This window comes from Mycobacterium bulgaricum (assembly GCF_041287165.2).
Lineage (GTDB): Bacteria > Actinomycetota > Actinomycetes > Mycobacteriales > Mycobacteriaceae > Mycobacterium > Mycobacterium bulgaricum.
The window spans coordinates 15,853-35,363 of record NZ_JBGGKV020000016.1 but is presented as its reverse complement, the minus strand read 5'-3'; the positions used below and the strand labels follow the sequence as shown (position 1 = coordinate 35,363).

Genomic DNA, 19,511 nt, shown 5'->3' with positions numbered 1-19,511 from the left:
GCGCACCTTCGGCGTTCAGTCGCCGCCGAGTGCGACGGCGCGGCGTATGCCGTCGGCATACTCGCGGGGGCATTCCCACGCGGCGAAATGACCGCCGTGGTCGTACTCCCGCCAATCCCGCACGGTGAAGAACCGCTCGGCGAACTCACGTGGGGCGTTCACGAGATCGTGCGCGAAGACGGTGAACGCCGCCGGTGCCTGGACCCGACCCCATGGCTTGGCTCCGCTCTCGGCGTAGGGCGTGAACGACGTCCCGATGGCACCGGTCACCCAGTAGGCGGTGACCCAGGTCAGCAGATCGTCGCGCGGGAACACTGTTTCGACGTCACCCCGGCAGTCGGTCCAGCTCCGCAGCTTCTCGACGATCCACGCTGCCAGACCCGCGGGAGAATCGCCGAGTGCGGCCGCGATGGTCTGCGGCTTGGTCGACTGCTCGTGCATGTAACCACCCTCGGTGGCCTGCCAGCGTCGCCCGTACTCCATGTATTCCGCCTCCGCGGCCGACAGATCCGTCGGCGGATCCACCAGGAAGTGGTACTGGGACACATCGGTCAGGTGTAGTGCCGACACGTGCTGCGGATGCCCGGCCGCGAGTGCTTCTGCGACGTCACAGCCCACATCACCGGCGGACACGACGTAGCGTTCGTGGCCGAGTTGCCGCATGGCCGCGGCCACCGACTCGGCCATCGACGTCGCCGACTGCCCACCGCCGTCGACCGGCAGCGCGAACGGAAATCCCGGTAGCGCGGGCGCGACCACCGTCATGTCGGTCAGCAGCGGGAGCAGCTTCTCGAAGCGCAGCACCGAGTCGGGCCATCCGTGCAGCAGCAGCACGACGGTCGCGGACTGGGTGCTGCGCTGGTGGATCGCGCGGATCGGAGTCGGGCCGCCGTTCAAGGAAACCCAGGGCAGCCCTCTGATGCGCTGCTCGTGAGTCCGCCAATCGTAGGTCTGCGCCCAATAGTCCATCAATGCGCTCAGATAGCGAGGTTCGACACCGCGATCCCAGCCGGGCGACGTCGCGGTGCTCACCTGACGGAACCGGCGAAGGCGGCCGCGAAGGTCATCGAGGACGTGCTGGTCCACTCTGGGCGGTGCCGCAGCGCTCGAGCTCATGCCTCCATGATGGCCCGTCGCTATCCGACCGGGTTCGTCAACTCCGCGAAGCCGGTGCCCAATTCGCAGCGCACGACATCACCGGGTTCGATGCCGACAGCTCCCGGTGTGCCCGTCGACAGGATGTCACCGGGGTAGAACGGCATCACCTCGCTGTGGAAGCTGAGCAGTTCGGCCGGCGAGAAGGTCATCCCCGAGACGGTGTCCTCGCGGTGCACCGCACCGTTGTGGACGGTGGCGACCCGCAGGTCTTCCAGCGGGCCGTAGGCGAGGGCCTCGTCGAGGGTGATGAGATCGGGTCCGAACGCGAAGAAGCCGGGGTAGTTCTTCACGCGGGTGAGGTAGCGCGGGTTCTCCAGCAGGATGGCCTCGGCGGTCTGATCGAGGATCGGAACCACCCCGGCCACATACGACATCGCGTCCTCGACGCTGACCTGGTAGCAGAGCTTTCCGATGACGAGGCCGAGTTCGGCCTCCGAGGTCACCTTGCCGATACCGGGCGGGACGACGATGGGTTCCCCGGGCCCGACGATGGTGTGGTCACCCTTGAGGAACGACGCCGGTGTGGTGCGCGGCGCCGTTTCGCCGAGATCACCTGCGTGTGCACCGTAATTCAACCCGATGCCGAAGATTTTGCGCGGGTGCTTCCACGGTGCCAGCACCGGGGCGTCCGCCGGTACACACGCGTCGTCGGCCACGCCGGCGGCGACCGCCGTGGCGAGCTCGCCGAGGCTGCCGGCTTCCAGCAGTGCCATCAGGTCGGCCGGGACGCCGGGAAGCACCTTGTCGACGCGGGCGAGCCGCCCGTCGGTCAGTGCGACGCAGGCGATGGGGTGGTCGTCGATCAGGACGGTGCGTAGTCGCACGAGATCTCCTTGTTGTGAACGGTTTCGAGGGGGAGTCAGACGATGCTGCGGATGAGGCCGCCGTCGACGCGCAGCACGACGCCGGTGATGTAGGAGGCGCGGTCACTGCACAGGAACGCCGCGGCGTCGGCGTATTCGTCGGGGGTGCCGTAGCGGCCCAGCGCCATCGTGGCCGCGCTGGCCTTGGCGACCTCGTCGACGCTGGTCTGCTCGCGCGCGGCCCGCTTCTCGTCCAGAAAACGGGTGCGGTCGGTGGCGATACGCCCGGGCACGATGACATTGCTCGTGACTCCGTCGCGGCCCACCTCGTCGGCGAGGGACTTCGACCAGGCGTGCAGGCTCGCCCGCAAGGTGTTGGACAGCCCGAGGTTCGGGATCGGGGACAGCGCCCCCGATGATGTCGAGGTCAGCACCCGGCCCCAGCCACGTTCCCGCATACCGGGCACCACCCTGTCGGTCAGCGCGATGACCGACAGGATCATCGCCTGAAAGCTGTCGCGCCAGGTGTCGGTGTTCTGCCCCGCCACAGGAGTCGGCGGCGGGCCACCGGTGTTGTTGACCAGGATGTCGATTGAACCGAACGCCGATTCCGCCTCTGCGACAGCGGTTTCGATGCGCTGCAGGTCGGCGAGGTCCCAGATAAGCGGCAGTGCTTTGGCGCCCGCCTGCTCGATCCGGCCCACCGTGGCGGCCAGTCCCTCTTCCGAGCGCCCCGCGACAGCGACGTTGGCGCCTTCCTCCGCGAGCCGCACCGCGATGGCGCCGCCGAGCCCGCCGCTGGCGCCGAGTACGAGGGCGGTGCGGCCGGCGATACCGAGATCCATGAATACTCCTTACCGGGAAACGTGGTCGACGACAGGGAGCGTCGCGAGATGTTGGTCGAGCAGTGGAACCAGCGAGGCCGGCAGCGACAGAGCCGGGGGTCGGACCCGTGCGCAGGCGATGATGCCGCGTCGCCGCAGCACTTCCTTGCGGATCGACAAACCGACCCGCAGCTGACCCTCGAAGTTGGCCAGCGGCAACCACGGTGCGAAAACGTCACGTGCAGCGGTGAACCCGCCATCGTGGTAGGCGCGCAACACCGATGCGAGTACCGCGGGATGGCTGAACCCGGTCATCGCCCCCGCCGAACCCGCAGCGAGTTCGTCGAGCAGGCCGACCCCGCCGAGTCCACCGAACACCGGGACATCGAGTCGCGGCGCCAGATGGGCGACCGCCACCGAGGTGGGCGGAGTCTCGGATTTGACGCCCACCGCGAACGGGCACGCCTGCGCCAGTGCGACGACCTGTTCGTCGGTGACGCTGACACCCGACACCACGGGGTAGTCCTGGATGAGCACGCCGATCCCCGTCTTCTCGTGGAGCCGCCGCAGCGATTCGGCCGCCACCGCCGGGTCGGCATCGCCGATCTGGGCCATCAGTGCCGCGGGCGGTCGGGGTACCGCGTCGAGCAGTCGAAGCGCTTGCGCCACAACCGCATCGGGGTCACGCTCGGACAGCCCGAGCACATAGGGCAGTTCCGTCGTCGAGGCGACCGTCTGCGCGACCGCGGCAGCCTCCGCCGGCTGCAGCGACGCCGCCTCGCCGAAGACGCCGAGCGCCACCAGGCCGCCACATCCGTCTCCGGCGAATCCGGAGACCTCGTTACGCAGCGACTCGAAGTCGACGTTGAGTTCCCGGTCGAACGGTGTGGCCAGGACTCCCCACAGACCTCTGTCGAGAGTGCCTGTCATGCTTGGCTTTCCAGCGTCGAGACGACGTGCTCGGCGATGGCCAGGGCAGAGGTCGCGGCGGGGGACGGGGCGTTGCGCAGCACGACGATGCGGTCGCGGACGCTGATCCGGAAGTCGTCGACGAGGCCGCCGTCGGCGTCGAGGGCCTGAGCCCGGATCCCGGCGGTGCCCGGTACGACATCGTCGTCGTCGAGTTCGGGAACGTAGGCGCGGGCGGCCGCGACGAATCGCTTCTTGCTCAGCGATCCGTACATCTCGCGGATGCCGGTGCGCCAGTGCCGGCGGGCGAAGCGCCAGAAGGCCGGGGTGCGGGCGACGCCCGCCAGATCCGCGGGGGAGGCGTTCTTCCACGTGTAGCCCTCGCGCGCCAGCGCCAGCACCGCGTTGGGCCCGATGAGGACCTCACCGTCGACGCGAGGCGTGACATGCACGCCGAGGAAGGGGTAGCGCGGGTCGGGAACCGGATACACCAGCCCGTTGACCAGTCCGCGCCGGTGCGGCTTGAGCGCGTAATACTCGCCGCGGAACGGCATGATCACCGGATCCGGTCCGTCCCCGGCCATCTCGGCGAGCCGGTCACTCTGCAGACCGCCGCAGGCGATGACCTGATCGAACGCCTCTTCGCCGGAACCGCCGCCGTTGCGGGTGTTGACGATCACCTCGCCGCCGTGCACCCGCAGTCCGGTGACCTCGTGACCCAGCAGGATCTTCGCGCCGGCCGCCGCTGCGTCCGCGGCCAGCGATTGCGTCACCTCCGCGAAATCGACGATCGACGTGGACGGCGAGTGCAGCGCGGCGATGCCCTGCACGTGCGGCTCCAGCTCACGCAGTTCGGCCTGACCGATCACCCGGATGCCGGGCACGCCGTTCGCCCTCGCGCGGCCCTCGATGTCGGCGAGTCGCGATCGTTCCACCTCGTCGAGCGCGACGAGCACCTTGCCGCAGGCAATCCGCGTGATCCCTCGCTGCGCGCAGTAGTCCTCCAGCAGCCCGACGCCGCGCCGGCACAGCAGCGCCTTTGCCGAACCCGGCTGGTAGTAGAGCCCTGCGTGGACGACGCCGCTGTTGCGGCCGGTCTGGTGCGACGCCAGGCGGTCTTCCTTTTCGAAGACCGTGACCAAGGCGTCCGGTTGACGCGCGAGCAGCTCCCTGGCGACTGCGACTCCGACGATCCCTCCGCCGATGACTGCGACCCGTCGACTCACCGGGCACCTCCTGTCGATGCGTAGTCCGCGAACACCTCGTCCTGATCGGCGCCCAGCCCCGGAGGGGCCTCCGCCCGGCGCTGCGCAACCTCGGAGAGGTGCAGAGGCGATGCGGGCATTTCCAACTCTCCCAGTGTCGGGTGCGGCACGGTCATGATCATCGATCGACGGACCTGCTCCCAGTCGTACACCTCCGGCACCGTCCGGATGCGTCCCGCGGGAACTCCGGCGGCATCGAGTGCGGCGATCACCTCGTCGGCGCGCCGTTCGGCGAGCAGCGCGTTGATCTCCTTCTGCAGTTCTCCCGCTCGGCCGACCCGCGCGATGTTGGTGGCGATGTCCTCCCTGTCGGGGTCCACGCCGACGATCGGGGCGAATTTGCGCCACAGCGCCTCTGAACCGACCGCGATGACGATGTCGGCGTCGCTGCACTCGAACACCCCGTACGGCGCGATGGAGGGATGGCGGTTACCGGTGAGGGCGGGTTCCGCGCCGGCCGCTAGCCAGCCCACCCCGTGAAAGACGTGGACTCCGACAACCGCTGCCAGCAGCGATGTTTCGACGTGTTGCCCGCGACCGGTGCGTTCCCGGGCCTGAAGCGCCGTCATCACCCCGAACGCACCGAACATCCCGGCCAGGATGTCGCACATCGGGATGCCGACGCGCTGCGGCCCCGTGGTGGGGCTGCCGGTCAGCGTCATCAGACCGCCCTCGGCCTGCACGATCTGGTCGAATCCCGGCCGCCTGCCGTCCGGTCCGTCTTTGCCGAATCCGGTGATGGACAGGGTCACCAGGCGGGAATTGCGCTTACGCAGCGTGTCCAGGCCGAGGCCGAGCCGGTCCAGCACACCGGGCCGGTAATTCTCGACGAGCACGTCGGCCCGTGAGACGAGCCAGCGCAACCTGTCGGCACCCTCGGGATCCTTCAGGTCGAGGACTACAGAGCGCTTGTTGCGGTTGGCGCTCATGTAGTACGCCGATTCGCGGTGGCCGTCGCGGTCGACGTAGGGCAGCCAGTTGCGGCTGTCGTCGCCGCCGGGCGGCTCGACCTTGATCACCTCGGCGCCGGCGTCGGCCATCATCATCGTCGCGTAGGGCCCCGCGAGGGCGCGGCTGAGGTCGACGACGCGGATGCCGGCGAGTGGGCGAGCAGTGGTCGGGATTGTTTCCATCAGCGACCTCCCATGAGTTTCAGGCCGACCGTCATGAGCACGATCACGGAGGTGATCCGCAGTACATGGATGGTCAGCACGATCGGTACGTTGGCTCCCGCGGTCGCCGACATTGCACCCATCTGCGCGATGCCGCCCGGCGCGGTGGCCAGTAGAGCGGTGATCGAGTCGAGATTGGCGAACTTCCACAGCAACACTGCTGCGACCAATCCGAAGACCAGAAAGGCAACGACCGTGACGACGATCGGTACCGCCGCGGACTTCAACTGCGACAATGTTTCCCGGCTGACGGTGGCGCCCAGCAACCATCCGATCAAGACGTAGACGATCCACTTGCCCGTCGACGGGATCTCGAAGACCGAGCTGTGCAGGATGTTGACGAGGGCGACACCGACCATCGCGCCCAGCAGCGGTGCGGCGGGAAGGTGCAGCAGCGTCGCCACCGCCGCGCCCGCCACCGCCGCTGCCGCGGTGAGCAGCAGTGTGCCGATGTTCATCAGACGTGTTCCCGCTCTTTGGTGTCCTCGGCCTTGGCGCGGCGCTTCAGTGAAATTAGTTGCAGCGCACCCTGACTGGCGCGGCGGATGGGGGCCTTGATCACCGGGATCAGGAACAGGAACGCGATGAAGCACAGGATGCCCACCGATGTGCCCCGCTCGACGAACACGTCGAGACTGCCGCCGGAGATCACCATCGTCTGCCGCAGCGTCTCCTCGGCCAGCGGACCGAGGACGAGCGCGATCACCAGGGCCGCGGGGGACAGTCCGTAGATCCGCATGAAGAATCCGAGGACGCCGCACACCAGCATGATCTGCACGTCGAGCAGGCTGTTGTTGACGGCGAAGGTGCCCAGTACGCAGAGCACGATGACGATCGGGCCGAGCACCCGGAACGGCACGCGGGCGATGCTCGCGAAACCGGGGATGCAGAACACGTTGACCAGCAGCAGCATGATGTTGCCCAGGAACATGCTGGCGATAAGGCCCCAGGCGAATTCCGGGTTCTGCTCCATCAGCAACGGCCCGGGCTGCAGCCCCCACATCAGGAAGCCGCCGAGCAGCACCGCGGTGGCGCCGCCGCCGGGGATTCCCAGTGTCAGCAGCGGGGCCAGGGCCCCCGACGACGCGGCGTTGTTGGCGGCTTCGGGACCGACGAGCCCCGCCATGGCGCCCTTGCCGAACTTCTCGGGCGTCTTCGACACCGATTTCTCGACGTTGTAGGCCATCAAAGAGGCGATCGTCGCTCCGGCGCCCGGCGTGACGCCGACGCCGAACCCGAGGAACGATCCGCGCAGTGCCGGACCTGTCGATTCGCGGATGTCCGTCTTCGTCGGCCAGAAGCCGCGGCTGCGTGCCGAAACCCCGAAAAAGTCCAGCTTTTCGAGGTGCCCGCCACGCCAGAGCGTGTGCAGGACCTCGCCGACGGCGAAGAGGCCGATGGCGACCGGAATGAAGTCGATGCCGTTGATCAGGTTCACCGAACCGAAGGTGTAACGCTGCTCACCGCCCCCGATGTCGATGCCCACCGTGCCGATGGCGAACCCGATCAGGGCCGACAGGGCGCCGAGGAGCTTGTTGCCCTTCAGGATCACGATGACGGTCAGCAGGCCGGCGAGCACGATGAGGAAGTACTCGGGCGGTCCGAACGTCTTCGCGAAGTCGGCGATGGTGGGTGCCGCGAACGCCAGGAGTACCGCGCCGATGGTGCCGGCGACGAAAGAGGCGATGGCGGCCATCACCAGCGCCGGGCCCGCCCGCCCCTGTTTCGCCAACGGATAGCCGTCGAATGTGCTTGCCACCGTGGCGGATTCGCCGGGGGTGTTGATGAGCACCGAGGTGATGGTTCCGCCGTACATCGACCCGTAGTACACCGCGGCCAGCATCACGATCGCGCCGGTGGGATCGAGCCCGAAGGTCAGCGGCAGCAGAATCGCCAGGCCGGCCGACGGGCCGACACCGGGGATCACGCCGACGACCATGCCGATGAGCACACCGCCGAAGAGCAGAAGCAGGTTCTGCAGCGTGAGGATCGCGTAGATCCCCTCCAGTAACTGACTCATGGACGTTCCTTAGCCGATCGGCACGATGCCCTGCGGCAGACCGACATTGAGGCCGGACTCGAACGCAAGGTAGAGGAGGACAGGTACGGCGACGGCGACGATCACCGCGCGCACGTGGTGCTCGCGGTCGAGGAACCACAGCGTCGCGCCGAGGAACAGGATCCCGGACAGGGCCGCGCCCAAGATCCCGAACAGTCCGACGAACAGCGTTGCGGCGACGACGAATACGAGGAGTGCCACCGGGTGCCGGCCGAGGTCGGGCTCGGCGGCCTCCTCGGCCGCTTCCGCGGCATCGACGGGTGCGTCGGCGGCAGGCCTGCGCAGCAATTCCCGGACGATCGCGAAGACGGTGATCGCCATCGCCAGGAATCCGAGCAGCCTGGGGAAGTAACCGGGCCCGATCCGCCCGGCCACGGTGCGCCACTCCATGCCCATCGCGATCTCGGTGTAGACGGCGAAGCCCAGCAGGATCAACGCGAGGAACGCCAGCTTCGGCCAATCCACGTGTCGTTTGCCCTTATCGGCCTTGGCTACGGCCACATTCATGGCGGGCACGGGGTCGGAGGCTGCCGCTCGCGGGACAGTCGTCACAATGCCCCCTGGTCTTTGAGCGTCTCCTCGAACTCGGTGGTGGTCTGCTCCAGGTACTTGGTGAAGTCGTCGCCCCATTTGAGATCCTCGGTGAGGTAGTTGTCGGCCAGGTAGGTCTGCCACTGGTCGCTCTTCACCACTTCCTGCATCGTCGTGATCCACCAGTCCTTCGCGTAGTCGGGGACATCGGGCGGCAGGATCAGCCCGCGCGGCATGGACGGCAGATCGCTCATGCCCTTCTCGGCACCTGTCGGCACGTCGGGAAGCGCTTCGAGACGCTCGGGGCCGGTGAACAGCAGCGGTTGCATGTCTCCGGCTTCGATCTGTCCGAGAATGGAGCCGGGATTGGAGATCATCGCGTCCAGTGCCCCCGACAGCAGCGAGGTCTGCACCTGGCCCTCTTCGTTGTAGGGCACGTACTCGATGTTGTAGCCGGCGTGTTCGGCGATCAGGGACTGCAGGATGAAATCGACGTTGACCGTGCCGATTCCGCCGACCACGACGGTGCCCTTGTTCTTGGCGAAGCCGACCCAGTCCTCATATGTCTTGATGTTGCTGTCGCCGTTGACGAGCAGCAGTGCGTCGTCGGTGGCGAGCAGACCCACGTGGGTGAAGTCCTTGTAGGTCCACCCCGGGTTGGCCTGCAGCGGGGTGGTCAGGAACGAACCCGACGTGGTGGAGACGTTGTAGGGATCGCCGCGCTGCGAGAGCAGGTAACCCCATCCGGTGGCACCGCTGCCGCCCTCGCGGTTCTCGACGGCGATGTCGCTGGGATATAGGCCGTCCTCCTGAATGATCTGCACGAGCTTGCGGGCCATCAGGTCGTTACCGCCGCCGGGGCCGAAGGCCACCGTCCAGTCGAGGGTTTCCGACGGGTAGTCCTCGGCCGAACCGGCGTTGGTCGAGCCTCCGCTGCAGGCGGGAACAACGAGCGCCACAGCGGAGAACGCCGCTGCCAGTGCGATTCTCAGTCGCATGATGATCTCCTCATTGAGTCAAGGTGTCGGGTTGTCGATTCAGTTGTCTGCGTCGTGGCGGAACCACGAACCGTTGGCGGTGGCCACGAGACGCCCTGTGTGGTCGTGCATCCGGGATTCCAGCTGAACGATGCGCCGGCCGGGGTGGATGATTCGTCCGGTGGCCGTGACGTCGGAACGGACGGGACGGACGAATCGCATCTGCATCTCGATGGTCGAGCCGGCCGACAGGTAGCGGTGGCACGCGTGACCCATGGAGATGTCGAGCACGGTGGACAGCACGCCGCCGTGCACTCCGCCGCCGGCGTTGCAGAGGTGCTGCGCGAAAGGCAGGTGCACCGTGCACGCCTGCTCGTCGTCGAGATACCCGATCGCCAATCCGAGGAAATGGATGAGGAAGTACTGGCCGAACTTCGGCTCGGCCACCTCGGAGGCATGCATGGCCGCGGCGACCGGGTCACCGCTGGTGCGTGGTTGATCAGTCGTCGTCATGACCAGGTGAACCTCGGAGGACGCTTCTCCAGGAACGACCGCACGCCCTCGGCGTAGTCGTCGGTGTCGAACGACGAGTTCCGGATGTCGATGGTCACGTCGTCGTCGACGGTCTGTCCGCCCAGGACGAGGTCGACGATCCGCTTCGACGAGCGGACGCTGAACTGCGCGCGCGTGGTGACCAGACGGGCGAACTCGTAGGTCTGCTTCTCCAGATCCTCGGCCGGGATCAGCTCGTCTATCAGCCCAAGTCGCAGCGCGTCCTCGGCGTAGACGTGCTGGCCGGAGAACAGGATCCACTTGGCGCGCGACGGGCCGACCACGTCGACGAGCCGTTTCGTGGACTCGAGGCTGTAGACCAGGCCGAGCTTGGCCGGGGTGATGCCGAAACGGGACCGCTCGTCTGCGAAGCGGATGTCGCAGGCCAGCGCGAGTCCGCAGCCTCCACCGATGCAGTAGCCGTGCACCATCGCGATGGTCGGCTTGGAGCAACCCTCGACCGCGTGCTCGGCCGCGGCCACGTCCTCGTTGTAGGCCTTCGCCGATGCGCTGTTGCCGCGGACTTCCTCGAACTCGCTGATGTCGGCGCCGGAGGCGAAACTGCGGGTGCCGGCACCGCGCACCACGATCACCTTCACCGTGGGGTCGGCGTCAAGCTCTGCGAACACCTCGGGAATCCGGCGATACATGTTCAGCGCGATCGCATTGTGGCTGTCGGGGTTGTGCACCTCGACCGTCGCGATCTCCGGAGTCTCCGCGTCTCGTTCGACGCGAATCTCTTTGCGGCTCATGCGGTCTTGTCCTCCTGCATCTCGGGGTGGGCGTCGTAGAGGACGCCGTCGGCGAACAACGTGTCGACCTCGTCGCGCGCGATGCCGAGTTCGGCGAGGACATCGGCGGTGTGCTGGCCGAGCCACGGGGCGGGCGAGCGGACACTGAATTCCAGATCGGAGAACCGCGTCGGCGGCGCAATGGTCTTCATCGGCCCGATGATCGGGTGCTCGAGGTCGACGATCATTCCGCGCGCCCGGACGTGGGGATCGTCGAGCGTCTCGTCGTAGGTCAGCACCGGACCTCCGGGCACACCGGCGGTATCCATCCGGTCGACCCAGGCACTGGTCGGCAGCGTGGTGGTGATCGCCTCGATCTCCTCTTCGAGGTCGTCGAGATGCGCCATCCGTGCCGGCAGGTCGGCGAAGCGCTTGTCGTCTGCCCAGTCCGGACGCTTGAGGACGTCGTTGATCAGCCGCAGCCAGAGCCGGTCGGTGTTCGCGCCGATGGTCACGTAACCGTCGGCGGTCCGGTAGGCCTGATACGGCGCCGAACGACGGTGGCGGGTGCCCGTCTGCGCCGGTGTCTCGCCGCTGCCGAAGTAGGCGCCCGACTCCCACACCGTCCACGCCAGCCCCGCGTCGACCAGCGAGATGTCGATGTACTGGCCTTCGCCGGTCTGGCGGCGGTGCAGCTCGGCGGCGAGGATCGAGTAGATCGCGGTCGCCCCGGCGGCGATGTCGTTGATCGCGATACCGACCTTGGTGGGCTTGCCGTCGGGTTGGCCGGTCATCCGCAGGAAACCGCCGATGCCCTGAGCCATGATGTCGAAGCCGGGTCGATCACGGTAGGGGCCGGTCTGGCCGAAACCGCTGATCGAGCAGTACAGCATGTCGGCTCGCACGCCGCGCAGCGACGCATAGTCGATGCCGAGGCGTGTGGCGACACCCGGGCGAAAGTTCTCGATCACCAGATCGGCATCGGCGGCCAGCTCCAGGAAGAGCTCGCGGCCGCGGTCGGATTTCAGGTCGACGGCGACGGACCGCTTGCTGCGGTTCGGCATCGCGAAGGGGTAGCTCTCGCCGTTGACCTTCGGCGCCATGCGCCGCGAATCATCACCCGTTCCGGGCTGCTCGATCTTGATGACATCCGCGCCGAGCTCCGCCAGCACCATCGTGCAGTACGGGCCCGACAGAAATCTGGTCAGGTCCAGGACTCGGAATCCGCTGAGTGGTCTCATTGATCCTTCCCGCATTGTGGGATATGTTTTGCGCTGTGCGGAAAGCGTAAATCCGTGATCGGAGTCACGTCAAGCGTCGAGTGCGAGGCGTGTCACGGCGTCAATAGCGATTCGGCCCCCGGGGCCAGGTGGGAGCAGTGGAAGATGTTGACCGTGGATTCGGGCGGAGAGGCAGTCTCGGAGCGGGTCGAGCGACGCAACGGCGTGCAGTCGATCGACCGGGCCGTGGCGATCCTGCGATGCTTCGACGGGCGCAGGCCCGAGCTCGGTATCAGCGACATCTCGCGCTCGACCGGGCTGTCGACCAGCACCGTGCACCGGTTGTTGAACGCGATGCAGGAGAACCATCTCGTCCGGCAGACGGGCACCAAGCGCTACGGGCTCGGGCCGCTGCTGATGCAGCTGGCCAACTCGGGCGCGATGCCCCGCACGCTCCGAGAAGCCGCGCTGCCGTTCATGACCGAGTTGCGCGACGAGTTCGACGAGACGGTGGGGCTTCACGAACTGCTCGGGACGGGCCAGCGCATCGTGGCCGCCCAGGTCGAAAGTCATCAGGAATTGCGCCGCACCTACACCGACATCGGGGTGCCGATCCGGCTCGCCTACGGGGGCCCGGGCAAAGCGATCCTGTGTGCGTTACCGGAAGCCGAGCGGGCGAAACATCTCGCCGAGCCGATCGCCGCGCTCACGACGAGCACCACCGTCGACCCGGTCGCTGTGGCGCGGGAGCTCGACGAGGCGCGGTTGCGCGGTTATGCGGAGTCGAACGGTCAACGCACGGTCGGCATTTGGGCTGTTGCCGCTCCCGTGTTCGACCACACGCAGCGGGTCGTCGGCGCCATCGGCGCGTCGGTTCCCGCGGTGCGCATGACGCCGGAGCGGCAGGCCGAGATCGGTACGCGGGTGCGAGATGTGGCCTGGCAACTGTCGACGGCACTGGGGGCGACGGCCGACGGTGTTCGTGCGCTGGTGCCCGACATCAGGTTGGGCTGAGTCACATCCGGCCCGCTATGCCGTAGCCGCCCGTGATCTGATCCTCGAAGAGCCGAGTGTGCGGCGGCATGAACGTCGTCACCGCGAAGACCGCCACGGGTGCCAGAAGCAAGAAAAGGCCCACGCCGAGCGGTGCGGCGCCGAGCGTCTCGAGCATCGCATGGCTGCAGAACTGGCCGGCGGAAACCGCGACGACGAAGATGATCCCGTCCAGCGCCAGCCGCGTGCGCATGCCGGCGTCGGGTGCCAGCGCGTCGGTGACGTAGTACAGGCCCAGGATCAGCGCACCCATGACAAGGAACCCCGCCGCCCGCGCGGCGGGCAACTGCTCGACGCAGGCACCGGCAAGGAATTGTGCTCCCGTGAGGATCAACACCGGCCAGTAGGCCATCTTCAGGTGTTCCCAAACGCTCTCGTTGATCGGGCAGAACACGGCCAGCCCGCGGCGCTCGCCCGACCACTCGAAGCAGAAATGCAGCAGTGTTCCTGCGATGATGATGGCCGGAATCGCTGCCACATCCCAGGCCAGGGCGTGCTGCGGCACGCTCTCGACATTACGCCGATAATTGATTTGCATATGGTTGCATAACCATGCATGATCGCTGTATGACTTCCGTCGCCGTTGCCGGTGCTAGTGGCTATGCCGGGGGAGAGATCCTGCGGCTCCTCCTCGGCCATCCCGCCTATGCCGACGGCCGCCTGACCATCGGCGCGCTCACCGCCGCGGCCAGTGCCGGAACTGCGCTGACCGAGCATCACCCGCATCTGTTGCCGCTGGCCGATCGCCTCCTCGAACCCACCGAGCTCGGTGTGCTGACCGGCCATGACGTGGTGTTCCTGGCCCTGCCGCACGGGCACTCGGCGGCACTGGCCGAACAACTCGGGCCCGACACCCTGATCGTCGACTGCGGCGCCGACTTCCGCCTCACCGACCCTGGCGACTGGGAGCGCTTCTACGGATCCGAGCATGCAGGCAACTGGCCCTACGGTCTACCCGAGCTGCCCGGCGGGCGCGACAGGCTGCGCGACACCAAGCGCGTCGCGGTCCCCGGCTGCTATCCGACCGCGGCTCTGCTCGCGCTGTGGCCAGCACTCGCCGAAGGGCTCATCGAGCCGGCCGTCACGGTCGTCGCGGTCAGTGGCACCTCCGGTGCGGGCCGAGCCGCCAAAGTGGATCTCCTGGGGTCCGAGGTCATCGGCTCCGCGCGCGCGTACAACATCGGCGGCAAGCATCGGCACACCCCGGAGATCGCCCAAGGGTTGCGCGGCGTCGCAGGCGGCGAGGTCACCGTGTCGTTCACCCCGGTCCTCATCCCGACTTCGCGGGGCATCCTGGCCACCTGCACCGCCAGGACCGACGCGCCCGTGTCCCAGTTGCGCGCAGCCTACGAAAAGGCTTATGGCGACGAGCCTTTCGTCCATCTGCTGCCCGAGGGGCAGCTGCCGAAGACCGGCGCGGTGATCGGCAGCAACGCCGCCCAACTCGCCGTCGCCGTCGACGAGGACGCCTCGACCTTCATCGCGATCGCGGCCATCGACAATCTTGTGAAGGGAACCGGAGGAGCGGCAGTGCAGTCGATGAACCTCGCCCTGGGTTGGCCTGAGACGGAGGGCCTTTCGATCGTCGGGGTCGCACCGTGAGCACGCTGCTGCGCACTCAGGGCGTCACCGCACCCTCGGGCTTCCGGGCCACCGGCGTCGCCGCCGGCATCAAGGCGTCGGGAGCGCTGGACCTCGCGTTGGTGTTCAACGAAGGCCCCGACCATTCCGCGGCGGGCGTGTTCACCCGCAACAAGGTCAAGGCGGCGCCCGTGCTGTGGTCGCAGCAGGTGCTCACCACAGGCAAGCTCCGCGCGGTCATCCTGAACTCCGGCGGCGCCAACGCCTGCACGGGGCCCGGCGGCTTCCAGGACACCCACGCCACCGCCGAGGCGGTCGCCGCCGCGCTGTCGAATTGGGGCACCGAGACGGGCGCCATCGAGGTCGCGGTGTGCTCCACCGGTCTCATCGGAGACCGGCTCCCGATGAACAAGGTGCTCGCAGGCGTCAGCGAGATCGTCCACGAGATGGCGGGGGGCATGACCGGCGGTAAGGAGGCCGCGCGGGCCATCATGACCACCGACACCGTGCCCAAGCAGTCGGCCCTGCACCACGACGACAAGTGGACGGTCGGCGGCATGGCCAAGGGTGCGGGCATGCTCGCGCCGTCATTGGCGACGATGCTCTGCGTCATCACCACCGACGCCGTCGCCGGTCCGGAGGCTCTCGATGCCGCGCTGCGACGCGCGACGTCACGCACCTTCGACCGGCTCGACGTCGACGGCAGCTGCTCCACCAACGACACCGTGTTGCTTCTGTCGTCGGGCGCCAGTGAGGTCACCCCGAGCCAGGCCGAGCTCGACGATGCCGTGCTGCGGGTGTGCGACGACCTCTGCGCCCAGCTGCAAGCCGACGCCGAAGGCGTCACCAAACGAGTCCTGGTGACGGTGACCGGCGCCGCGGGCGAGGAGGAAGCGCTGACCGCCGCCCGGGTGATCGCCCGCGACAGCCTGGTCAAGACCGCACTGTTCGGTTCCGACCCGAACTGGGGGCGGGTGCTGGCCGCCGTCGGTATGGCTCCGGTCGCACTCGATGCCGATCGAATAACAGTGTCCTTCAACGGTTTCCCGGTCTGCGTGGACAGCGTCGGTGCGCCCGGCGCACGTGAGGTCGACCTGTCTGGCGAGGACATCGCGGTCGTCGTCGACCTCGGTGTCGGAGAGGCGTCGGCCTCGATTCGCACGACAGACCTCTCCCACGCCTACGTCGAAGAGAACTCGGCCTACAGCTCATGAGCCCGACAACCGCCGACAAGGCCCGGGTCCTCGCCGACGCCCTGCCGTGGCTGACCGCACTCAACGACAAGATCGTCGTCGTCAAGTACGGCGGCAACGCGATGACCGACGATCGGCTCAAGGCGGCATTCGCCGCCGACATGGTGTTCCTGCGCAACTGCGGCATCCATCCGGTCGTGGTGCACGGTGGCGGACCACAGATCTCGGCGATGCTCAAGAAACTCGGCATCGCAGGTGACTTCAAGGGCGGCTTCCGCGTCACCACTCCTGAGGTCCTCGAGGTAGCCAGGATGGTGCTCTTCGGTCAGGTCGGCCGTGAACTGGTGAACCTGATCAACGCCTACGGCCCGTACGCCGTCGGAATCACCGGGGAGGACGCCCACCTGTTCACCGCGGTGCGCCGTACCGTCCTGGTCGACGGCGTGGCCACCGACATCGGCCTGGTCGGCGACGTCGAGAAGGTCAACACCGACGCCGTCCTCGATCTCATCGACGCCGGCCGGATCCCTGTCGTGTCGACGATCGCCCCTGACACCGCCGGGTTGGTCTACAACATCAACGCCGACACCGCTGCTGCGGCCCTTGCCGAAGCGCTGGGCGCCGAGAAGCTGCTCATGCTGACCGACGTCGAAGGTCTCTACACCTCCTGGCCTGACCGCGATTCGCTTGTCAGCCAGATCAATTCAGCCGACCTGACCGAACTTCTGCCCACGCTGGAGGAGGGTATGGTGCCCAAGATCGAAGCCTGCCTGCGCGCCATCGAGGGAGGCGTGCCGAGCGCCCACGTCATCGACGGCCGCGTCGAGCACTGCGTGCTGGTCGAGTTGTTCACCGACGAAGGGGCGGGCACGAAGGTGGTCCGCGCATGACAGGTCTACTGGACCGCTGGTCGGCGGTCATGATGAACAACTACGGCACCCCGCCGTTGGCGCTCGCGAGCGGACACGGAGCGGTGGTGACCGACGTCGACGGCAAGTCCTACATCGACCTGCTCGGAGGCATCGCGGTCAACGTGCTCGGCCACGGTCACCCGGCGGTGATCGAAGCCGTCACCCGGCAGATGGGCACGCTGGGGCATACGTCGAACCTGTACGCCACCGAGCCTGGCATCGCGCTCGCCGAAGCGCTTGTCGGCCATCTGGGCGTACCGGCGAAGGCCTTCTTCTGCAATTCCGGCACCGAGGCCAACGAGGTCGCCTTCAAGATCACCCGCCTTACCGGTCGGACGAAACTCGTTGCGGCACAGAATGCGTTTCACGGACGCACGATGGGTTCCCTGGCCCTGACGGGTCAGCCCAGCAAGCAGGCGCCGTTCGCGCCGCTGCCGGGGGACGTCGTCCACGTCCCCTACGGTGACGCCGAGGCTCTGCGTGCCGCCGTCGACGACGAGACCGCCGCCGTCTTCCTGGAGCCGATCATGGGGGAGGGCGGCGTCGTCGATCCACCGGCGGGCTATCTCGTCGCGGCGCGTGAGATCACCGCGCAACACGGTGCGCTACTGGTGCTCGACGAGGTCCAGACCGGCGTCGGCCGTACCGGCGCCTTTTTCGCCCATCAGCACGACGGCATCACCCCCGACATCGTCACTCTCGCCAAAGGACTCGGCGGTGGCCTGCCCATCGGCGCCTGCCTGGCCATCGGCGACACCGCGGACCTGCTGACACCCGGCTTGCACGGCAGCACGTTCGGCGGCAACCCCGTCTGCACCGCGGCGGCGCTCGCTGTGCTGCAGGTGCTCGCCGACGACCAGCTCATCGAGCGGGCCGACGTGTTGGGCAAGACCATCGCCCACGGTGTCGAAGCCTTGGGCCATCCGCTGGTCGACCGTGTCCGCGGCCGCGGTCTGCTGCGCGGCATCGTGCTGACCGCCGAGGCGGCCAAGCCGGCCGAAACCGCCGCGCGCGACGCCGGTTTCCTGGTCAATGCGGCGGCGCCCGACGTCCTCAGGCTCGCTCCGCCTCTGGTGATCACCGAGGCCGAGGTCGAGTCGTTCCTCGCGGCGCTGCCCGCGATTCTCGACAAGGCTCAGGAGGGCACACGATGACACGGCATTTCCTGCGCGACGACGATTTCTCTCCGGAAGAGCAGGCCGAAGTTCTCGCTCTGGCAGCTGAACTCAAGAAGGACCGCTTCAGCAGGCGCCCCCTCGAGGGGCCCCGTGGTGTCGCGGTGATCTTCGAGAAGAACTCGACCCGCACCCGGTTCTCGTTCGAGATGGGCATCGCCGAACTCGGCGGCCACGCGGTCGTCGTCGACGGTCGCAGCACCCAACTCGGGCGCGAGGAGACCCTGGAGGACACCGGCCAGGTGCTGTCGCGCTACGTCGACGCGATCGTGTGGCGGACGTTTGCACAGGAGCGGTTGACCGCCATGGCGTCGGGATCGACGGTCCCGATCGTCAATGCCCTGTCCGACGAGTTCCACCCGTGCCAGGTGCTCGCCGACCTGCAGACCCTGGCAGAACGCAAAGGCGATCTGAAAGGGTTGCGGCTCACCTACTTCGGCGACGGCGCCAACAACATGGCGCACTCTCTGATGCTCGGCGGCGTCACCGCCGGCATCGACGTCACCATCGCCGCGCCCCACGGCTTCGAACCGCATCCGATGTTCGTCGCTGCCGCCGAGACCCGTGCGCATCAGACCGGCGCCACCGTGGCGCTGACCGATGACCCGGTGGCCGCGGCAACCGGCGCCGACGTCCTGGTGACAGACACCTGGACCTCGATGGGGCAGGAGAACGACGGACTCGACCGGGTCCGGCCGTTCCGCCCGTTCCAGGTGAACAGCGAACTGCTCGGCCACGCCGACTCCGACGCTGTTGTGCTGCACTGCCTTCCGGCCCACCGTGGGCACGAGATCACCGACGAGGTGATCGACGGGCCACAGAGCGCGGTGTGGGACGAGGCGGAGAACCGCCTGCACGCGCAGAAGGCGCTACTGGTGTGGCTACTGGAGCGCGCATGACGGCGGCGACCACGCGCGCGGGACGGCAGGCCCGGATCGTGGCGCTGCTGTCGGCGCAGTCGGTGCACAGCCAGACCGAGCTGGCGGCGCTGCTCGCCGGTGAGGGTATCGAAGTCACGCAGGCGACCCTGTCGCGCGATCTCGAAGAACTCGGTGCGGTGAAACTGCGAGGCGCCGACGGCGGTGTCGGCGTGTACATCGTGCCCGAGGACGGCAGCCCGGTGCGCGGAGTCGCGGGCGGCACGGAGCGAGTCACCCGGTTGCTCGGCGACCTCCTCGTGTCCACCGACCACAGCGGCAACCTCGCCGTGCTGCGCACACCGCCCGGTGCGGCGCACTACCTGGCCAGCGCGATGGACCGCGCAGCGCTGCCCTACGTTGTCGGTACTGTCGCCGGCGACGACACGATCCTCGTCGTGGCACGGGAACCGATGACCGGCGCCGAGCTCGCCGTCACCATCGAGAACCTCTCCAAGACCTGACCAGCATCCACTAGAA

The 19,511-nt window shown here is 67.7% G+C and carries 21 protein-coding genes; 7 read left to right on the top strand and 14 right to left on the bottom strand.

Going from position 1 to position 19,511, the window contains the following annotated elements; genetic code table 11:
* Positions 1-15 precede the first annotated feature (15 nt).
* From ACAG24_RS26880 to ACAG24_RS26820, 13 genes are read right to left on the bottom strand one after another with little or no spacing between them, the layout of a single operon-like run.
* On the bottom strand, positions 16-1,116 hold the full coding sequence (locus ACAG24_RS26880) for an epoxide hydrolase family protein (RefSeq protein ID WP_370475643.1): 1,101 nt from the start codon (positions 1,114-1,116) through the stop codon (positions 16-18).
* Between the two features lie 20 nt (positions 1,117-1,136).
* Positions 1,137-1,982, bottom strand: a complete 846-nt coding sequence (locus ACAG24_RS26875) for a fumarylacetoacetate hydrolase family protein (RefSeq protein ID WP_370475644.1) — start codon at positions 1,980-1,982, stop codon at positions 1,137-1,139.
* A gap of 35 nt (positions 1,983-2,017) precedes the next feature.
* Positions 2,018-2,806: an SDR family oxidoreductase gene (locus ACAG24_RS26870; protein ID WP_370475645.1), complete on the bottom strand. Its 789-nt coding sequence runs from the start codon at positions 2,804-2,806 to the stop codon at positions 2,018-2,020.
* Between the two features lie 9 nt (positions 2,807-2,815).
* The gene (locus tag ACAG24_RS26865; RefSeq protein ID WP_370475646.1) at positions 2,816-3,715 is read right to left on the bottom strand and encodes a dihydrodipicolinate synthase family protein; all 900 of its coding nucleotides are present in this window, start codon (positions 3,713-3,715) and stop codon (positions 2,816-2,818) included.
* The gene (gene lhgD, locus ACAG24_RS26860; protein WP_370475647.1) at positions 3,712-4,920 is read right to left on the bottom strand and encodes an L-2-hydroxyglutarate dehydrogenase; all 1,209 of its coding nucleotides are present in this window, start codon (positions 4,918-4,920) and stop codon (positions 3,712-3,714) included. Before lhgD ends, ACAG24_RS26865 begins: the two co-directional genes overlap by 4 nt.
* On the bottom strand, positions 4,917-6,092 hold the full coding sequence (locus ACAG24_RS26855; RefSeq protein ID WP_370475648.1) for a CaiB/BaiF CoA transferase family protein: 1,176 nt from the start codon (positions 6,090-6,092) through the stop codon (positions 4,917-4,919). The genes lhgD and ACAG24_RS26855 overlap by 4 nt, the downstream gene beginning before the upstream one ends.
* On the bottom strand, positions 6,092-6,589 hold the full coding sequence (locus ACAG24_RS26850) for an AbrB family transcriptional regulator (RefSeq protein ID WP_370475649.1): 498 nt from the start codon (positions 6,587-6,589) through the stop codon (positions 6,092-6,094). The genes ACAG24_RS26855 and ACAG24_RS26850 overlap by 1 nt, the downstream gene beginning before the upstream one ends.
* Complete coding sequence (locus ACAG24_RS26845; protein ID WP_370475650.1) at positions 6,589-8,151, bottom strand: tripartite tricarboxylate transporter permease; 1,563 nt, start codon at positions 8,149-8,151, stop codon at positions 6,589-6,591. The genes ACAG24_RS26850 and ACAG24_RS26845 overlap by 1 nt, the downstream gene beginning before the upstream one ends.
* A 9-nt stretch (positions 8,152-8,160) precedes the next feature.
* Complete coding sequence (locus ACAG24_RS26840) at positions 8,161-8,697, bottom strand: tripartite tricarboxylate transporter TctB family protein (RefSeq protein WP_370475684.1); 537 nt, start codon at positions 8,695-8,697, stop codon at positions 8,161-8,163.
* 41 nt (positions 8,698-8,738) lie between these two features.
* On the bottom strand, positions 8,739-9,719 hold the full coding sequence (locus tag ACAG24_RS26835) for a Bug family tripartite tricarboxylate transporter substrate binding protein (RefSeq protein ID WP_370475651.1): 981 nt from the start codon (positions 9,717-9,719) through the stop codon (positions 8,739-8,741).
* A 39-nt stretch (positions 9,720-9,758) separates the two neighbouring features.
* Complete coding sequence (locus ACAG24_RS26830; protein ID WP_370475652.1) at positions 9,759-10,211, bottom strand: PaaI family thioesterase; 453 nt, start codon at positions 10,209-10,211, stop codon at positions 9,759-9,761.
* Positions 10,208-11,002, bottom strand: a complete 795-nt coding sequence (locus ACAG24_RS26825; protein WP_370475653.1) for an enoyl-CoA hydratase-related protein — start codon at positions 11,000-11,002, stop codon at positions 10,208-10,210. Before ACAG24_RS26825 ends, ACAG24_RS26830 begins: the two co-directional genes overlap by 4 nt.
* Positions 10,999-12,222 carry a CaiB/BaiF CoA transferase family protein gene (locus tag ACAG24_RS26820; RefSeq protein ID WP_370475654.1) on the bottom strand — a complete coding sequence of 408 codons (1,224 nt, stop codon included), beginning with the start codon at positions 12,220-12,222 and terminating at the stop codon, positions 10,999-11,001. The genes ACAG24_RS26825 and ACAG24_RS26820 overlap by 4 nt, the downstream gene beginning before the upstream one ends.
* Before the next feature lie 144 nt (positions 12,223-12,366).
* Here ACAG24_RS26820 and ACAG24_RS26815 point away from each other — a divergent pair, with 144 nt between their 5' ends.
* Entirely contained in the window at positions 12,367-13,215 is an 849-nt protein-coding gene (locus ACAG24_RS26815) for an IclR family transcriptional regulator (RefSeq protein WP_370475655.1), read from the top strand.
* 1 nt (position 13,216) lies between these two features.
* Here ACAG24_RS26815 and ACAG24_RS26810 read toward each other — a convergent pair whose 3' ends face one another.
* Positions 13,217-13,759: a DUF6512 family protein gene (locus ACAG24_RS26810; RefSeq protein WP_370475656.1), complete on the bottom strand. Its 543-nt coding sequence runs from the start codon at positions 13,757-13,759 to the stop codon at positions 13,217-13,219.
* Between the two features lie 62 nt (positions 13,760-13,821).
* Here ACAG24_RS26810 and argC point away from each other — a divergent pair, with 62 nt between their 5' ends.
* The 6 genes from argC to ACAG24_RS26780 are packed head-to-tail and all read left to right on the top strand — an operon-like array spanning position 13,822 to position 19,495.
* The gene (gene argC / locus ACAG24_RS26805; protein ID WP_370475657.1) at positions 13,822-14,856 is read left to right on the top strand and encodes an N-acetyl-gamma-glutamyl-phosphate reductase; all 1,035 of its coding nucleotides are present in this window, start codon (positions 13,822-13,824) and stop codon (positions 14,854-14,856) included.
* On the top strand, positions 14,853-16,049 hold the full coding sequence (gene argJ, locus ACAG24_RS26800; RefSeq protein WP_370475658.1) for a bifunctional glutamate N-acetyltransferase/amino-acid acetyltransferase ArgJ: 1,197 nt from the start codon (positions 14,853-14,855) through the stop codon (positions 16,047-16,049). The genes argC and argJ overlap by 4 nt, the downstream gene beginning before the upstream one ends.
* Positions 16,046-16,918 carry an acetylglutamate kinase gene (argB, locus tag ACAG24_RS26795; RefSeq protein WP_370475659.1) on the top strand — a complete coding sequence of 291 codons (873 nt, stop codon included), beginning with the start codon at positions 16,046-16,048 and terminating at the stop codon, positions 16,916-16,918. Before argJ ends, argB begins: the two co-directional genes overlap by 4 nt.
* Positions 16,915-18,093: an acetylornithine transaminase gene (locus tag ACAG24_RS26790; protein ID WP_370475660.1), complete on the top strand. Its 1,179-nt coding sequence runs from the start codon at positions 16,915-16,917 to the stop codon at positions 18,091-18,093. The genes argB and ACAG24_RS26790 overlap by 4 nt, the downstream gene beginning before the upstream one ends.
* Entirely contained in the window at positions 18,090-19,013 is a 924-nt protein-coding gene (argF, locus tag ACAG24_RS26785; protein ID WP_370475661.1) for an ornithine carbamoyltransferase, read from the top strand. Before ACAG24_RS26790 ends, argF begins: the two co-directional genes overlap by 4 nt.
* Positions 19,010-19,495, top strand: coding sequence for an arginine repressor (locus ACAG24_RS26780; RefSeq protein ID WP_370475662.1), 486 nt, complete (start codon positions 19,010-19,012; stop codon positions 19,493-19,495). Before argF ends, ACAG24_RS26780 begins: the two co-directional genes overlap by 4 nt.
* The last annotated feature ends 16 nt before the right edge of the window (positions 19,496-19,511 follow it).

Bases quoted from the DNA above. Each gene is read 5' to 3' on its own strand.
- ACAG24_RS26880 (WP_370475643.1), bottom strand. From the start codon at position 1,116: ATGAGCTCGAGCGCTGCGGCACCGCCCAGAGTGGACCAGCACGTCCTC.
- ACAG24_RS26870 (WP_370475645.1), bottom strand. From the start codon at position 2,806: ATGGATCTCGGTATCGCCGGCCGCACCGCCCTCGTACTCGGCGCCAGC.
- ACAG24_RS26865 (WP_370475646.1), bottom strand. From the start codon at position 3,715: ATGACAGGCACTCTCGACAGAGGTCTGTGGGGAGTCCTGGCCACACCG.
- ACAG24_RS26855 (WP_370475648.1), bottom strand. From the start codon at position 6,092: ATGGAAACAATCCCGACCACTGCTCGCCCACTCGCCGGCATCCGCGTC.
- ACAG24_RS26850 (WP_370475649.1), bottom strand. From the start codon at position 6,589: ATGAACATCGGCACACTGCTGCTCACCGCGGCAGCGGCGGTGGCGGGC.
- ACAG24_RS26845 (WP_370475650.1), bottom strand. From the start codon at position 8,151: ATGAGTCAGTTACTGGAGGGGATCTACGCGATCCTCACGCTGCAGAAC.
- ACAG24_RS26840 (WP_370475684.1), bottom strand. From the start codon at position 8,697: ATGAATGTGGCCGTAGCCAAGGCCGATAAGGGCAAACGACACGTGGAT.
- ACAG24_RS26835 (WP_370475651.1), bottom strand. From the start codon at position 9,719: ATGCGACTGAGAATCGCACTGGCAGCGGCGTTCTCCGCTGTGGCGCTC.
- ACAG24_RS26830 (WP_370475652.1), bottom strand. From the start codon at position 10,211: ATGACGACGACTGATCAACCACGCACCAGCGGTGACCCGGTCGCCGCG.
- ACAG24_RS26825 (WP_370475653.1), bottom strand. From the start codon at position 11,002: ATGAGCCGCAAAGAGATTCGCGTCGAACGAGACGCGGAGACTCCGGAG.
- ACAG24_RS26820 (WP_370475654.1), bottom strand. From the start codon at position 12,222: ATGAGACCACTCAGCGGATTCCGAGTCCTGGACCTGACCAGATTTCTG.
- ACAG24_RS26815 (WP_370475655.1), top strand. From the start codon at position 12,367: ATGTTGACCGTGGATTCGGGCGGAGAGGCAGTCTCGGAGCGGGTCGAG.
- argC (WP_370475657.1), top strand. From the start codon at position 13,822: ATGACTTCCGTCGCCGTTGCCGGTGCTAGTGGCTATGCCGGGGGAGAG.
- argB (WP_370475659.1), top strand. From the start codon at position 16,046: ATGAGCCCGACAACCGCCGACAAGGCCCGGGTCCTCGCCGACGCCCTG.
- ACAG24_RS26790 (WP_370475660.1), top strand. From the start codon at position 16,915: ATGACAGGTCTACTGGACCGCTGGTCGGCGGTCATGATGAACAACTAC.
- argF (WP_370475661.1), top strand. From the start codon at position 18,090: ATGACACGGCATTTCCTGCGCGACGACGATTTCTCTCCGGAAGAGCAG.
- ACAG24_RS26780 (WP_370475662.1), top strand. From the start codon at position 19,010: ATGACGGCGGCGACCACGCGCGCGGGACGGCAGGCCCGGATCGTGGCG.